Genomic DNA, 14,571 nt, shown 5'->3' with positions numbered 1-14,571 from the left:
CGTTCAGCGATAGACGCCTTCGACCAGCCCGGTGACGCCCAGCCCGCGAATGACGGTGATCCGGCCCGCATCGGGATGGTCCGCGACAAGCCGGTGCCCCGAATTGGCGATGCTCGTCAGATAGAGCGTATCGAGACCCGGACCGCCGAACGCGGGACAGGAGGGATAAGGAAGCGGCAGCGGGATCGAACGCAGCAATTGGCCCTCGGGCGAATAGCAGGCAACCGCCTGCGCCAGCACCAGCGCGACCCAGATATATCCTTCACTGTCCACCGTCGCGCCGTCGGGGGCGGACCCTTGGTCCCGGCAATCGACCAGATCGGCTCGCGGCCCGATCGTTCCGCTGTCCCCGGCATAATCGTAGCGCCTCAATATTCCGTCCATGCTGTCGGCGAAATAGAGCGTGTCGCCATCGGGCGAGAAACAGATGGCATTGCCGATGGTGACGCCGTCTTCGAGCCGTTCGCACCCGCCGTCGGCGTCGAGCCGGAACAGGCCGCCGGCTCGGACATTGGCCCCGGTGCACATCGACGCAGAGAGAAAGCGTCCGCACCGATCCGCCTTGCCATCGTTGAGCCGCGTCGCGGGTGCCATCTCGGGCTGGGCAATCGGCACCAGCTTCGCGCCATCGGGATCGAACCGGTAGAAGCCGTCCGCCAGTGCGACGAGCAGCCCCTCCTTGGCGAGCCCGATGCTGCCGATCGGCTGATTCAGCACCCAATGCTCCGCGTTCTGCCCTTCGGCATCGCATGCATGGAGCGTCGGGCCGGTCGAATCGACCCACCACAGCCGTTTCGAACGATGGTCCCACAATGGGCTTTCACCCAGACCGGCAACCCCGACCGGCAGCAAATCGATTTCCACGGGCATCGGCACTTCCTCTCTGCCCGCACGATAGACGGCGGCCGGATGCGCGCCCTGCAGACGAGGTCTCCAGCGCAGTTTATCGCGACTGTGATGGCGTCATTCGGCGGCGACGGCCAATTCGTCGAGGCAATCGTCCAGGTCGGGGGCCGGACGATCCTCCTGCGGATAGCGCAGACGAAACTCCGTGATCGTGTTCCGCATGATTTCCACCAGTTCGGCGCGCCGCGGAGACAGGCGCTCGGTCGTCCCGCCGATACCGATGACGAGCGGTATTCCGTGCAGGGTCTCCCCGAGCGGCATGGCGATCGAACCGATGCCGGGCACCGGATGATCCGGCCAATAGCAATAGCCCGTATGCCGTATCCAGCGGATATGCTGCATCACGTCGGGCAAGGAGATCCTCTGGCCCGGATTCAGCTCGTAATAGTTGGAATAGCGATAGATTTTGTCGATTTCGCGGTCGCGCATCTGGCTCATCAGCGCCATTCCCGAGGAGGCATCGAGCATCAACCGCATCTCCCCGGTATTGGGGGGCCGCTTGTGCGGATGGTCGGGAACCCGCATCATCATATATTGGATGAACAGGTCGTTCTGCGTGACCAGGACCACCGTCTCGTCGGTAAGCCGAAAAAGCTCGTCGATCAGCCAATGATAACCATTCGCCAAGGCAATGTGGCTGAATATCCAGCTTCCGAGAGACGCAACCTGCAAGGTGGGAAGATAGGTGCGCGTGGCCCGATTGTAATTCAGATACCCCTCGATCACCATGCTCTTGAGCAGATTCGTGGTGCTCGACTGAGGATAGCCGAGTGCCGAGTAAATCTCGTTGAGCCGTAACGGCGTGCGACGATCACGGAACAGCTCCAGCACTTCGAACGTGCGCGAAGCCGATTTGACGGGCCTGCGTTTCATCTCTCCACCCAACTGCTGCGGCATAATGCCGATCAGTCATTTGTCGCCTCGAGGCGATCTCTGCGATGCCCATGAAGGATGAATGGCAGACAGACTCCACCCAAACCGCCATGCCCGCCAAGCATATCACATATGTGATTTCGCTGAAAGCGCGATGCGACGAGACGGGCCCGGGCTCCCCGGGGACCCATCCGGGCTGTCGCGGCGGACTGCTGCCGTGGCGGCGAGCCAAGCCTTTTCAGGCAGGCGGCGCGGATTTCTTGTCGATGAGCTTTCGCATCGTCCGCCGCACGATCCGCCACCCCTCCGGCCGCAATTCAAACCGGTCGCGATATTCCGTGACCATTTCCGTTCCCCGCAGCGGCACGGGCAGCGCGCCGTCGCCCCACGGCCCATCGACAATCAACGCGATGCAATAGCCTTCCGCTTCGGTCGGCCCCGTGACAGTCACGAGCGGGTTCTGGAGGAGGTGCAGGTTGAAGACCTTCTTCTGACGCGATTCGAAGTAGGACCGAATGGCATCGTGCCCGGCCAGGGTCCGCGGCGTGTCGTTCACGAGTTCCCAAATGGCATCGGCCGAAAAGACCGAAAGGAACAGGTCCGCATCCCGTGTATCGAGCCCGACGCAATAGCGGGTCATCAATTTCCGGCACGCCGCTTCGATGAGCAGTTCGTCTTCGCTCCGCATGACAGTCGCTTTCCCTGATAGAACGGCAACGGTTCGAACGGACGGCGGCATCGCAAGGGTGCCGCCGTCCGGCCGGCCCCTTTAAAAAGCCTTGGAAATCGAGATGGCATAGATCCGCGGTTCGCGCAGGAATGCACGCGCGGTCAGGCCGATCGAATCATCGTTATAGAGGTAATCGGTCGTCGCACGATTGTTCGTCACATTCTTCACGTAGAATTCGACGTCCAGCATCATCTCCTCCTGCGTGAACTTGAGGCTGAGATTGAGATTTTCCCAAGCCGGCAGATAATCCACCGCGGCGTTATAGGGCCGGGCGAAAGAACTCCCCTGGCGATAATAGTCGCCGCGCAAGGTGGTCGACCAGCTGTCGCTCAGGTTCCAGCGATATTCGGCGCCGAAGGAAACGGTCCAGTCCGGCGCGTTGGGCAGCTTGTTTCCGGCGAGATTGGCCGGTGCCCCTTGCGTGGGCACCAGTCCCATCGACGCATAGGTCCCGCCGCAGATGTTGAACATGGAATTCGGATTGCCCGAAATTCCAGCCACTTCCGGCGCTCCGTTGCTCCGCTGCACAATCGCGACGAAGTCCGCGAGCGCCGCCTTCGGCACGACGCACACCGAAGCCGAGCCATTCTTCACGATGGCGAGATCGGCATCACCCTGAGTGCGATCGAACAGATCGAGCGAGGTGCCGTTCTTGATCTTCGAGTCCAGAAGACCGCCGGTGAAATTAAGGCGGAGGCCATCGAGCGGCCGCGCAACCGCTTCCAGTTCCAGTCCCATCACCCGCGCGTCGACATTCTCGGTCACATTGACCCGATTGACGAACTTGGAAATCTGATAATCCTTGTAGTCGTAATAGAAGGCCGACGCATTCAGCGACAGCGCGCCGTTCAGAAGCGTGTTCTTCGTTCCGATCTCCAGGGCATTGACATATTCCGGTGCGAAGGTCGCCCCGACGTCGGGTGTCACGGGGTTGAGGCCGCCGCCCTTGTATCCGCGCGACGCAAACGCATAGACAAGGGTCGAGTCCGTCCAGCTCAATTCGGGCTTCCAGTCGATCCCGATACGTCCGGTGAATGCCTCGAAGCTGGCCTTGAGGGCAGCCGGCACGCCGGCCGGATAACCCGACCCGGGCGTAAGAAGCCGGGCCGGAATATTGTCGAGCCGCTTGTCATCCTTCGTGTACCGTGCGCCGGCCGTGAGCTTCACCGTGTCGGAAAGCTCGAAATAGAGTTCTCCGAAACCGGCGTAGGAATGCAGCCGGTAGGGCTGATAGCTCAGGAAATAATTATGCCCCTGACCCATCAGGCTCGAGTCCGGATCGATATAGATGCAGCTATTGTTGCCGATGGCACAGGAAGCACCACCGTTCGCGACATTGGCGAAGGCGGTCAGCGTGTGCGAATAATTGCCGGCGGCCTGAACCAGCCGGTAGTCCAGATAGTTTCCGCCGATGCTGAAATTGAAGGGACCGGAAAAGGACGAAGCCACCCGCAATTCGTGGAAATGCTGCTTGCTCGTCCGATCGTTCGAGTTGAGGTACATCAGCCTGTCATAGGCGCCCAACTGCGGATCGTTCACGATTCCGCCGGGATAAAGGGCGGTCGAATTGAATGCGATCTCCGGATACACCAAAAGCGCATCCTGCCGCGAAGCGGTCCTGCCGGTCTGATACGACCCCAGATATTCGACGCGGATGCTGTCCGTCGCGTCCCAGGTCAGGCCGCCCTGATAGATGTCCTGTTGCGCCACATAGGCCGGCGTGACCGGCGTAGCGACCTGATCGAAACCCGGGATCTGCGTCTGGCCGACAAATACGTCGCCCGAAGCAAGGCCCGCCCGATAGGCGGCAAGGCCGAAGAATGTAGCCAGCGAATTGGGAAGCGCCGTCGCCTTCCCCGGCGTCAGCACCTCATTCGCGCAGCCCTGGCTCAGCAACCCCCGTACGATGGGATTGGTGATGTCCACACCGCCGAGCGAAGCCGGGCCGGGATCTGCGGCGCACACGCCCTTGCCCGTGGTGAGCCGGTCATCGTCCTCGCGAAAGCGCTGCCAGGTAAAATAGCCGCTGAGGCGCTCGGTCGGCGTGAAGCCCAGTGTCGCGCGGAATGAATACATGCTGCGGCCGTCGATCGTGTCGCCGTTCATCAGATTGCGGACATAGCCGTTCCGGTCGAACATGCTGGTCGCCAGCCGCAGGCTCAGAACATCCCGGGCGAGCGGAATATTGACCATGCCCCGGAACTTGCGGCCGCCATGGTTGGTGAATTCGGCGTTCAGCGACGCCTCGAAGTCATCGGTCGGGCGCGCCGGAATGACATTGATCACGCCGCCCGTCGCGTTCCGGCCGTAAAGTGTGCCTTGCGGCCCGCGCAGCACTTCGAGCCGCTGGACGTCGTACAGGTCCATCTGGAAGAGGCGATTGTCCGTGACCGGCGCACCGGCGAAATGGACCCCGGTCGCCGAATCGCTCGATCCGGAGAACGCCTTCGTCCCGATGCCGCGGATGGTGACATTGTCCCCGCGCTGCCCCTGCGCGAAGGTCATGTTGGGCACGCCCGTCTGGATGTCGAGACCGCCCTCGATCTTCTGGGCTTTCAATGTCTCGGTGCCGAATGCCGACACGGCAATCGGCACATTCTGCAGGCTTTCCTCGCGCCGCTGTGCCGTGACGACGATGTCGCCGGCACCGACGGTTTCCGCGGAGGCGTTCGCGTCTTCCGCCGCCTGATACCCAAAAGCAGGGCAGGCCACCATGATGGTGGCGGCCGAGGCGCTCGATAGACAAATCTTCCTGATAGAAATATTCATTTACAACTCTCCCACAGACCTTGTTCCATTTGAAATTAATTTTGATCTATTCATAAGAAAGAAATAAAATTAGTTCCTATATTTCATTCTCGAAAAACGATATTTTATAAGAGAAATATACAATCGGCGCTCCCGTCTGTCGCCATCGCGCGGGAACATTCGTCCGTTATTCAAGATGTGATTATCCGTCACCTTTCGGCGCGACGCTTCGCGACGTCGTCGATGATCGACAAAAGGCCCGTGACGGCCGGATGGCATCTCAGCGGCCAATCGACGGAGGATGGAATGATCGACTGGAAAGATTATCGCGAAGCGCTGATGGGCCGGATCGGCGAGCTCGGCGCCTTGTCGCCGGATACTGTCGGCGGCTACATGATGGCAAGCGGCGCCGGCGCTAAAACCGATTGCCTCGACGCGAAGACCCGGGAACTGATTGCCTTGGCCGTGGCCGTCACCACCCGTTGCGATGGCTGCATCGCGGTCCATTCGGACAAGGCGGTAAAGGCGGGGGCCGGCAAGGGAGAAATTGCCGAAGCTCTCGGCGTCGCGGTCGCGCTGAACGCGGGCGCTGCGCTCGTTTATTCCGCCCGCGCGCTCGATGCCGTTTCGGCGGCGGAATCCGCTTCCTGACCGGACTTCATGGCAGGCCGGGCGCCCGGGCCCGGCCCGCTCGCACGCAAGCGCATCACCACTTTTCAGCGATGGTCGACGTAGCGGCTGTCGAGATGCGAGGCGCCGTCCAGGAACAGCCGTAACCCGCACAGCCTTTCCGAACCGGCCACAACCGACGCGAAACACGCCGCATCATCAAACATGCCCGAGCTTCTCCGGACGGGCTCGATCGGCAGGATGAGCATGTTGCACCGCACGGGCGGATGCATCCGTCCGAGCGAGCGCCCGAGCTGGATCATCGAACCCGCCGCCGCTGCCTGGGGCGCGCTTTCCGGCTTTCCCAGAAAAGCATCCGTTCCGACGAGCAGGAGACTGCCCGAAGATCCGGTCAGCGCACGCGCCACGCCGACCATGCGCTCGAGACGAATCGTAGGCGCCAGATAGAGCCGCTCGAAATCCTCGTCGGAAAGGTCGAGAAAGCGAATGCTCCGCGCCTCGTCGACAGCATCGATCACGACGAGGTCGAACGGTCCATCGCTGGTTTCGACGAGACCGTGAATGTCCGTCAGCCGCCCGGCGATCGCCTCCGCAACCCCGGACCCGTTCCCGAACACTTTCAGGGAAAGGGAGCGCGCGCCTACCATAGGTCGATGCCCAAGCTGGTGCCCTCGTCGACGATAAGCATCTGGCCCCGCGCCCGTCGCCCTTCGGAAGACGCGAGATAGCGAACCGCGGCGGCGATGACATCGGGCGGCATGGGTCCATCGGAATAGATACGGGCGAGATGCGCGCGCTGTTCGTCGGACAGCGCGCTCTGCATCGTCGTGTCGATCGCACCCGGTCCGACGGCGTTGACGCTGATCCCGTGGCGACGGAATTCCAGGGCCATCGACCGTGTCAGACCGACCACCGCACCTTTGGTCATGCCGTAGTGAGGGACATTGGGACTCACCAGATAGGAAGCGGATGCAATATTGACGATAGCGCCCCCCTTCCCCATCCGCCGCACTGCTTCCTGCGACGCGATGAATATCCCGAGCATGTTGACGCGCAGCACATCTCGAAATTCGGCTTCGGAAATGGTCCCGACCGCACACCGCTTTCCGGCGATCCCGGCATTGTTCACGAGGAGGTCGAGCGTTCCAAGCCGGGCGAGCGCAGCTACCACCGCGCCTCGATCGGTGACATCCATGACCTCGGTCGACAGGGGCGCGGAGCCGGGCGAGGAATGGACCAACGCATCAAGGGCATCACTGTCACGATCCGCGGCGACGACATGCCACCCGTCTTCCACAAGCCCCTCGGCAATCGCCCGACCTATCCCGCGACCAGCCCCCGTGACGAGAGCCAGGCGCGCGCGAGACGTCGCCGGCTCACCCTTCTTCAATGCCGAGAATCCGGGCGGCGTTGGTATAGGTGAACCTGTGCCAGGCCTCGTCGCTCCAGTCCCACCGCGCGCGAATCTTTTCCATCGCGTTCAGCGACGCAAAGGGAAAGGCGCTGGCATAGATGATCTGATCCGACAATTGCCCATTGGCCGCGATCCATATCGCGTCGCATCCCGGATTGGTCCAATAGATCGATGGTTCGAGAAAAACGTTGGGCCGCCGGAATGCCAGGCCGAGCCAATCGAGGACCTGCGGCCATACCGCATGCGAATAGACGAACTTAACCATCGGAAAATCCGCGGTCGGCTCATCGAACAGATACGGATCGCCGAATCGACCGACTAGCGGCCCCACGGTCGTGACGACCGGAATGCCGAGTTCGGCCGCCTTTTCATACAGTGGATAGAGCTGCCTGTCGTTGGGAAGGATACGCGCGGTGAAGGGATCAATCGAGATTCCCTTCATGCCAAGGTCCCGCACGGCTCTTTCGATCTCTGCGACCGCCCGATCGCCGGACGAGACGTCGATGCCCGCAAAGCCGATGAGCACGTCCGAATACCGCTTCACGCAATCGGCGATATAGTCGTTGCTCGTCCCGAACGCGACACCCTGATCCGACACAACCTGCCGTCCGGTGACCACCGCCCGCGTCACGCCGGCATCGCGCAGATCGGCCATGAAATCGGCGAGCTCGACCTTGGGAGGCGGGGGGCAGCCCCAGCGTTTCCACAGGAATTCACGCCCCGGCTGATCGTAGAGCGACATAATTTCCCTGGTATTCGGGCGCGCCCGAAAATCGATCAAACCCATGATACTCTTCTCCCTTCGAATGAGTGCGCCCGACCGCTCAGACGAGCGTCCGTTCGGCGTCCTTTGAATAGGTGACCAGATCCTCGAAGCGGCCGGCGCGCACCTTGCGCGGCCAGAAAGGATCAGCCAGAAGCGCCCGGCCAATCGCGACCAGGTCGAATTCGCCGCGAGCCAGCATGCCGTTCAGCGTTTCCAGACGGCTTTCGTCGATCGCGGTATCGATCCCCGTTCTGCTGACCAGAAATTCCTGGTTCAGTCCGACAGAGCCCACGGTGATCACGGTCACGCCCGTCAGCTTCTTGGTCCACCCGGCCAGATTGAGCGTTTCGCCTGCAAATTCAGGCTCCCAGAAACGCCGCGACGAGCAATGGAAGATGGTCACGCCGGCATCGACCATGCGCGTCAGAAATGCGGAGAGGTCCGCGGAGTTTGCAAAGATCCGGGCATCGTAATCCTGCTGTTTCCACTGCGAGAAGCGCAGACCGATCGGGAAGCCGGGGCCCACCCGCCGCCGGCACTCGGCCACGATCGCTTCGGCGAGCAAATAGCGGTCGGCGCCATGGGCATCCTCGCGCAGATTCACCTCTGGCCAGAAGAACTGGTCGACGAGATAGCCATGGGCAAAGTGGAGTTCGATGCCGTCGCAGCCCAGCCGCTTCGCATCCTCTGCCCCCTGGCCATAAGCCGTTACAAGCCGTTCGATGTCCGCGTCGGTCATGGCGCGTCCCACCGCCTGTCCGGGCGCGAACAACCCGGAAGGCGAAATGGCCTCGATTTCGGGATTGGCACTCAGTTCGGACTGCCGCGCAGCCCCGGTATGCCAGAGCTGCGGGAAGAACGCGCTGCCGGCAGCATGGACCGTATCAACGATCCGCTGCCAGCCGCCGAGCGGCTCTTCTCCATGGAATCGCGGGATTCGGGGGCTCGTGATCGCGGCAGGCTCGTCGATCGCCGTCCCCTCCGAAATGATGAGCCCCGCTCCGCCCTCCGCCCGTCGGCGATAATATTGCACCACATCGTCGCCGGGCACGCCATCGGGGCTGAAGCACCGCGTCATGGGGGCCATGACGATCCTGTTGGGCAGATCGAGTCCTTGCGAACGAAAGGGCTCAAAAAGATGGTCGGGAATCATACAAAATCCTCGGTTCAATCAAGTTCAAGCTCTTGAACGATGGTTCGGCGGGCCAACCAAAAGCCTATCCCGGCAACCAGATTCGCCGGCGCGGTCAGGAGAAGCGCCCAGCGCAACCCTTCTGCACTCCCGAGCGATGCCGCGAAGAGGTCGGAGAATATGCCGATGAGCAGCGGCCCGAGTCCAAGGCCCGTCAGTGTCAGGATGAAAAGCAGGATCGCCGCGGCCGTCGCGCGCGTTCCGGGCGAAACCAGCGTCTGAACCGCCGCGAAGGACGGGCCGAATATCAGGCTCGACAGGAAGACGGGAAGGATCAGAAGGCCGGCGGCGGTCGTGAAATCAGGCGCCAGCATCACCAGGACGAAGGCCGGGGAGGCCAGCATGAGAGCGATGGCCGGGACGGAGCAATAGCTGCGCAGATCGTTCCGGGCGAGACGGTCGGTGATCAATCCGCCGGTGATGACGCCGGCCACGCCGCTAAGTCCCTTTACCAGACCAAGGCTGAGACCGACCAGCACGAGCGGCCCCGTGCCGGTCGGGGCCAAGGCCGCAATTTCCTCCCCATGGACACGGAGAAAGAAGGAACTCCAGAATGCGCCTTGGCCATAGGTTGCGACGGATGTTGCAGCACCTGCAAGGCATATCCACCAGAAAGTGCGCTTGGACCTCAATTCGATCCACGCCTCTCTGATCCCCGCCTTCGGCCCGGCCTTGAGCGAACGAAGGTCCCGCGGTTCCTTGACCGTCGCCATCAGAACGGCGGCGAGGAGAATGCCGGGAACCGCCGCGACGAAGAAAGCCATTCGCCAGCCGAACGCATCGGCGACGATTGCGCCGAGGCCGAGGCCCAGCAGCGTGCCGATCGGACTGCCCAGCGAAAAATAGGCGAGGGCGGACGCGCGGTTCTGGGGCGTCGTGAAATCGGCAATCAGCGAATGAGAGGGAGGCCCGCCACCCGCTTCGCCGCATCCGACGCCGATGCGCGCGAGCAGTAACTGAACAAACGAGCTGGCGAGGCCGCACAGCGCGGTGAAGGCGCTCCATGCGAGCAGCGAAATCCCGATGATGACCGGCCGGTTGGAGCGATCGGCCAGTCGCGCGATCGGCAATCCCAATACCGAATAGAAGAGTGCGAAACTCAGCCCGGTCAGCATTCCCAGTTGCCAGTCGGCGAGCTGCAGGTCCTGCTTGATGGGCTCGACCAGAATGTTGATGATCTGGCGATCCAGGAAATTGAGCGTCGAGACGACTAGCAGCAATGTCAGAATATAGCGGCGGTAGGATGGCGAAACGCTCGCGGTTCCGCCTTCGCCGCCTGATCCCTGGGCGGTGCCCGTTGCACGAGACATGGTCGCTCCTCTGCCATCTCAGCCATGCCTCTTGTGGGAAGGCTTGCGGACATCGTGGCGCAATTCGGTCGGCAAGTCGTAGTCCAAATCGCCTTGCGCCCCAATTTTACGAATGTGATTTTGGGGCCGGGCCCGGCGCCCGATTTGGAGCCGGCCGAGGTTGCTGCTCTACAAGCCGGAATGACTGCGGCATGGCCGCCCTGAAATCGAGTGGAGGATGAAGATGGCCGGAATCGAAACCCTTTCCTGGGAACCGCTGTTCGCGATGCGGCTGGATGTCGCCTATGATCGGGCGCAGCCCGTCGGCGGTGAGAACAAGCGGGGCATCTTCCCGGTCGTCGGAGGCACCTTCGAAGGCCCCAGAATGCGAGGCCGCGTTCTCGACGGGGGCGCCGACTGGGTATCCTGGCGCAGCGACGGAACGATGCTGATCGACGTGCGCACGGCCCTGGAGACCGACGACGGCGCCCTGATCTCGATGCAATATACCGGGCTGTCGACACCGACCTCGCCAGAAGCCGCCGCGCGCTTCGCCCGCCGCGAACCCGGCCCTTACGAAGACCTCTATCTGCACACGACGCCGCGGTTCGAAACCGCACATGAAAAATATGAATGGCTGAACCGCGTGATCGCCGTCTCGAACGGCATGCGCACCGACGACGGCCCATTGTACCACGTCTTCGCCATCAAATGAGCCCGGCGCCGCGCGGCGCTGCCACATTTTTCCGGTCCCTCCGCAGGCGGCCGAAGCAGAGAGAACATCGACATGGAACGAGTGGAGGGGAAGGTCGCCTTCATCACCGGCGGCGCCAGCGGCATCGGCTTCGGCATGGCGCAGGCCTTCGGCGAAGCGGGGATGAAGCTGGTCATCGCCGACGTCAATGCCGAGCGGCGGGAGACGGCGGTCGGCGCCTTGTCGGAAAGCGGTTTCGCCTGCCACGGCGTCGACCTCGACGTGCGCTCTGCAACATCATGGAAAGCCGCGGCCGACGATGCCGAAGCCCGATTCGGGGCAGTCGACATCCTCTGCAACAATGCCGGCGTCGGACAGGGACGACGGACCGATGGAACGCGGCTACTTCTAGAAGCAACCGACGAAGAGCTTTTCCGGCTTGTCTTCGACATCAATGTCGCGGGGGCGTTTCTGGGCGTCCGCACGATGGTTCCGCGCATCGTCGCACGGGGGGCGGCGGGGCACATCGTGAATACGGGATCGATGGCGGGACTGATCGCCCCGCCCGGCCTCGCGACCTACAGCGCCTCCAAATATGCGGTGACGGCGCTGTCCGAGTCGCTGCGTGCAGAGCTTGCGGCTCGCAATATCGGCGTTTCGCTTCTATGTCCCGGCGGCGTCCAGAGCAGCCTCGACACCACGTCCGCCGAGCGCCGCAACGAGCAATTGGGCTCCGGTTTCGATCGCGAGGCAGGTTTTCTGTCGAACCGGCCGATCAATCCGGAGATGATGGAGCCGGTCTCGGTCGGTCGTCGCGTTCTGCGCGCCATCCGCGACAATGATTTCTACATCTTCTCGCATCCCGAATATGCCGGCCTTATCGAAGAACGCTATGCGGCGATACGGCGCGACATCGGATCGTCGGCTCAGGACGGGTATGTCGATCCGGACTGGCTGCTCGCCGCTTCGCGCAACCCCGCCTATTCCGAGGATGACCGCAGCGCCGCGACTGCTGGTCTCCGCTAGAAGGTCGATTCACCGATGAACGAACTCGACAAGATGCTCATCGAGCGCGAATGCCACAGACTGATGGTCGATTATAATATCTATAACGACACACTCGACATCGAGGCGTTCCTGACGCTGTGGACCGAGGATTGCGTCTTTTCGCGCGTCGTTCCCGAACCCGTGTTCGAGGTGTCCGGCCATGACGGTCTGCGCGCGGCGATGGATCAGATCATCGTCCACTCCGACAGGCTGCGCCGGCATCTGCTCGTCAATCCCAGGATCATCGTCCATGGTCCCGACCGTGCGGAAGGCTTCTGCATCGGCCTGGCGATCTATGGCCCGGCGGGCGACCGTTCGCTTCCGGTCGCCATGGGAGGGGTCGAGCTTGTCGGCGAATATCGCGACCAATATCGACGCACGCCCGAAGGGTGGAAGATCGCGCGTCGGGAATTGACGCGCGTGATCGATCTGGACGCCCGATAGCGTCGCCGGCCTCTGCCGGCCGGCCCATCCCCTTTCCATCCGCTCAGGGCTCGCCGCCGCGGGCCGCAGGAGATTCCATGGCCGGATCCTCGCCCTATCCCATGGCATGCGACCTTTACGGCGACATCATCGACCGCCCGGGCCACACGTGGCGGAGCCTGTTGCCGGGGCTCGTCGTCGTCTGCATGGCGACGCTCGCGGCCGGATTCATCGCCGACCGTTATGCCATGCCGCTGACGCTGACGGCGTTGCTGACCGGCCTTGCCCTGAACTTCCTGTCTGCCGACGAGCGGCTCGACGCGGGGCTGGCCTTCGCATCGCAATATCTGCTCCGCGCCGGCATCGTGCTCGTCGGGCTCAGGATCACTTTCGGCCAGATCGCCGACCTGGGTCCGGGCGTCCTGATCGCGACGATGATCGTCATGGCGTCGGTGATGCTGGTCGCCGTGGGGATCAGCCGCCTGCTCGGCTTTGGCAACGGCTTCGGGGTGCTCGCCGGCGGCGCGGTCGGAATCTGCGGCGCGTCGGCGGCGATGGCGATCGCATCCACCCTTGGCGAACGGCGGATCAGCCAGGCGCAGCTCACGCTGGTGCTGGTGGGGGTGTCGGGCATGAGCGCCATCGCGATGATCGCCTATCCCATCCTGCTGCACAAACTTTCGTTCGGCGACATCGACGCCGGTTTCGTGCTCGGCGCCGCCATCCACGACGTCTCGCAGGCGATCGGAGCGGGCTATTCCTTCTCCGACGCGGCCGGGCAGACGGCGGCGATCGTCAAATTGACGAGGGTGACGTTGCTCGCCCCGGTACTGGCGATCATCGCACTCTGCTTCCGGACGGAAACGGCCGGTCGACGGCGCCCCGGCGTCCCGCTTTTCGTGGTCGGCTTTTTCGTCATGGCCGGGATCAACTCGCTGGGGATCGTTCCCGGATTCGTGGGAACTCAGGCGGATCGCCTGGCCGCGGGCTTGCTGGCGGCGGCCGTGACGGCAACGGCGGTTCGTTCGCCGCTGCGGCAGTTGACCGGCAGCGGCGGCAGGCAGCTGATCGTCGTCGCCGCCGCGACGCTGACCGCCCTGGCGATCACCCTCGCCGCGGTCCGTCTGGGAGTCTGACCGGCGACGCCGCCCGTCTTAGCGATCGAGGGCGCGCCGCACGGCCGCGCGGTCCATCAGGCGCTCATAATGTGCGTTGCAATTGCGCGGCAATCGGCCGTCCAGCCGATTGACCATCCACCATTCGGCATAGAAGAGCGCCGCGTCGGCGATCGAGAATGATCCGGCGACGAACGGCCGATCCTCCAGCGCCCTGTCGAACAGGTCGAAACCCGAACGAAAAATCTCGAGCCCCCGCTCTTTCACTTGTTCGGCCTGATCCCGTTCCGGGCAGAAATTCTCGGGCCGGACGATTCGCGAAAACCCCTGCATATGCATGGTCGAAACGACATATTCGACGGCTTCGACAACACGAGCCAGACCCAGAGGATCGGCAGGCAGCAGTTGCCGTTCCGGTTTCAGGGCCGCGAGATAGGAAGCGATGGCCGGCCATTCGGTGATGACCTGACCGTCGTCGCGGATCAGCGCGGGCACCTTGCCCTTCGGATTGATCGCCAGGAATTCCGGCGTTCGCTGCTCACCGCCGGGCAGATCGACATGACGAACCTCGCAATCGATCCCCAATTCCTCGATCAGCACGAGGATTCCGAGCGAACAGCTTCCTTTTGCGTGATGAAGAATCATGACCCTATTTTCCTTTTCGATGAATTTCGCGCAGGCACACCGCCGGATCAGCCCCGGCGCTGCAATGGAACTTGCCCGTCTGCGATCCAAATCACGCAT

Annotated in this window: 15 protein-coding genes; 5 read left to right on the top strand and 10 right to left on the bottom strand. The window is 62.6% G+C overall.

All coding sequences use genetic code 11. From position 1 onward, the window contains the following. Window positions 1–3: 3 nt before the first annotated feature. The 4 genes from SGRAN_RS02345 to SGRAN_RS22495 form a co-directional block, all read right to left on the bottom strand. Window positions 4–870, bottom strand: a complete 867-nt coding sequence (locus SGRAN_RS02345; RefSeq protein WP_067180453.1) for an SMP-30/gluconolactonase/LRE family protein — start codon at window positions 868–870, stop codon at window positions 4–6. A 93-nt stretch (window positions 871–963) separates the two neighbouring features. Beyond that, window positions 964–1,803 carry an IclR family transcriptional regulator gene (locus SGRAN_RS02340; RefSeq protein WP_234002563.1) on the bottom strand — a complete coding sequence of 280 codons (840 nt, stop codon included), beginning with the start codon at window positions 1,801–1,803 and terminating at the stop codon, window positions 964–966. Between the two features lie 214 nt (window positions 1,804–2,017). Beyond that, on the bottom strand, window positions 2,018–2,467 hold the full coding sequence (locus SGRAN_RS02335) for a nuclear transport factor 2 family protein (protein ID WP_067105157.1): 450 nt from the start codon (window positions 2,465–2,467) through the stop codon (window positions 2,018–2,020). Between the two features lie 81 nt (window positions 2,468–2,548). After that, a complete protein-coding gene (locus SGRAN_RS22495; protein WP_082737046.1) occupies window positions 2,549–5,278 on the bottom strand; it encodes a TonB-dependent receptor in 2,730 nt (909 codons plus the stop codon). 285 nt (window positions 5,279–5,563) lie between these two features. Between SGRAN_RS22495 and SGRAN_RS02325 the strand changes: the two genes are divergently transcribed. Then, window positions 5,564–5,908 (top strand): carboxymuconolactone decarboxylase family protein, encoded by a 345-nt coding sequence (locus tag SGRAN_RS02325; RefSeq protein ID WP_067186836.1) that lies wholly within the window; start codon window positions 5,564–5,566, stop codon window positions 5,906–5,908. A gap of 65 nt (window positions 5,909–5,973) precedes the next feature. Here the strand turns inward: SGRAN_RS02325 and SGRAN_RS02320 are convergent, their stop codons facing one another. The 5 genes from SGRAN_RS02320 to SGRAN_RS02300 form a co-directional block, all read right to left on the bottom strand. After that, window positions 5,974–6,405, bottom strand: coding sequence for a hypothetical protein (locus tag SGRAN_RS02320; RefSeq protein WP_148650779.1), 432 nt, complete (start codon window positions 6,403–6,405; stop codon window positions 5,974–5,976). A gap of 122 nt (window positions 6,406–6,527) precedes the next feature. Then, window positions 6,528–7,277, bottom strand: coding sequence for an SDR family NAD(P)-dependent oxidoreductase (locus SGRAN_RS02315; RefSeq protein ID WP_237233723.1), 750 nt, complete (start codon window positions 7,275–7,277; stop codon window positions 6,528–6,530). Beyond that, complete coding sequence (locus tag SGRAN_RS02310; protein ID WP_082737045.1) at window positions 7,264–8,088, bottom strand: amidohydrolase family protein; 825 nt, start codon at window positions 8,086–8,088, stop codon at window positions 7,264–7,266. The genes SGRAN_RS02315 and SGRAN_RS02310 overlap by 14 nt, the downstream gene beginning before the upstream one ends. A gap of 37 nt (window positions 8,089–8,125) precedes the next feature. Beyond that, a complete protein-coding gene (locus SGRAN_RS02305; protein ID WP_067180441.1) occupies window positions 8,126–9,220 on the bottom strand; it encodes an NADH:flavin oxidoreductase in 1,095 nt (364 codons plus the stop codon). Window positions 9,221–9,234: 14 nt separating this feature from the next. After that, window positions 9,235–10,569, bottom strand: coding sequence for a spinster family MFS transporter (locus SGRAN_RS02300; RefSeq protein WP_067180440.1), 1,335 nt, complete (start codon window positions 10,567–10,569; stop codon window positions 9,235–9,237). Between the two features lie 223 nt (window positions 10,570–10,792). On the opposite strand from SGRAN_RS02300, the gene SGRAN_RS02295 reads away from it, so the two are divergent. The 4 genes from SGRAN_RS02295 (at window position 10,793) to SGRAN_RS02280 (ending at window position 13,848) form a co-directional block, all read left to right on the top strand. Then, a complete protein-coding gene (locus SGRAN_RS02295; protein WP_172709601.1) occupies window positions 10,793–11,263 on the top strand; it encodes a DUF3237 domain-containing protein in 471 nt (156 codons plus the stop codon). Between the two features lie 72 nt (window positions 11,264–11,335). Beyond that, complete coding sequence (locus SGRAN_RS02290) at window positions 11,336–12,268, top strand: SDR family NAD(P)-dependent oxidoreductase (protein WP_082737044.1); 933 nt, start codon at window positions 11,336–11,338, stop codon at window positions 12,266–12,268. 15 nt (window positions 12,269–12,283) lie between these two features. Then, window positions 12,284–12,733, top strand: coding sequence for a nuclear transport factor 2 family protein (locus tag SGRAN_RS02285; RefSeq protein ID WP_067180434.1), 450 nt, complete (start codon window positions 12,284–12,286; stop codon window positions 12,731–12,733). A 77-nt stretch (window positions 12,734–12,810) separates the two neighbouring features. Next, window positions 12,811–13,848, top strand: coding sequence for a YeiH family protein (locus SGRAN_RS02280; protein ID WP_237233719.1), 1,038 nt, complete (start codon window positions 12,811–12,813; stop codon window positions 13,846–13,848). A gap of 18 nt (window positions 13,849–13,866) precedes the next feature. On the opposite strand, the gene SGRAN_RS02275 is transcribed toward SGRAN_RS02280, so the two are convergent. Then, window positions 13,867–14,472: a glutathione S-transferase family protein gene (locus tag SGRAN_RS02275; RefSeq protein WP_067180432.1), complete on the bottom strand. Its 606-nt coding sequence runs from the start codon at window positions 14,470–14,472 to the stop codon at window positions 13,867–13,869. Window positions 14,473–14,571 lie beyond the last annotated feature (99 nt).

This window comes from Sphingopyxis granuli (assembly GCF_001559015.1).
Classification (GTDB): Bacteria; Pseudomonadota; Alphaproteobacteria; order Sphingomonadales; family Sphingomonadaceae; genus Sphingopyxis; species Sphingopyxis granuli.
The sequence above is the reverse complement of the archived record's forward strand: the minus strand, read 5'-3'. Positions and strand labels throughout refer to the sequence as shown.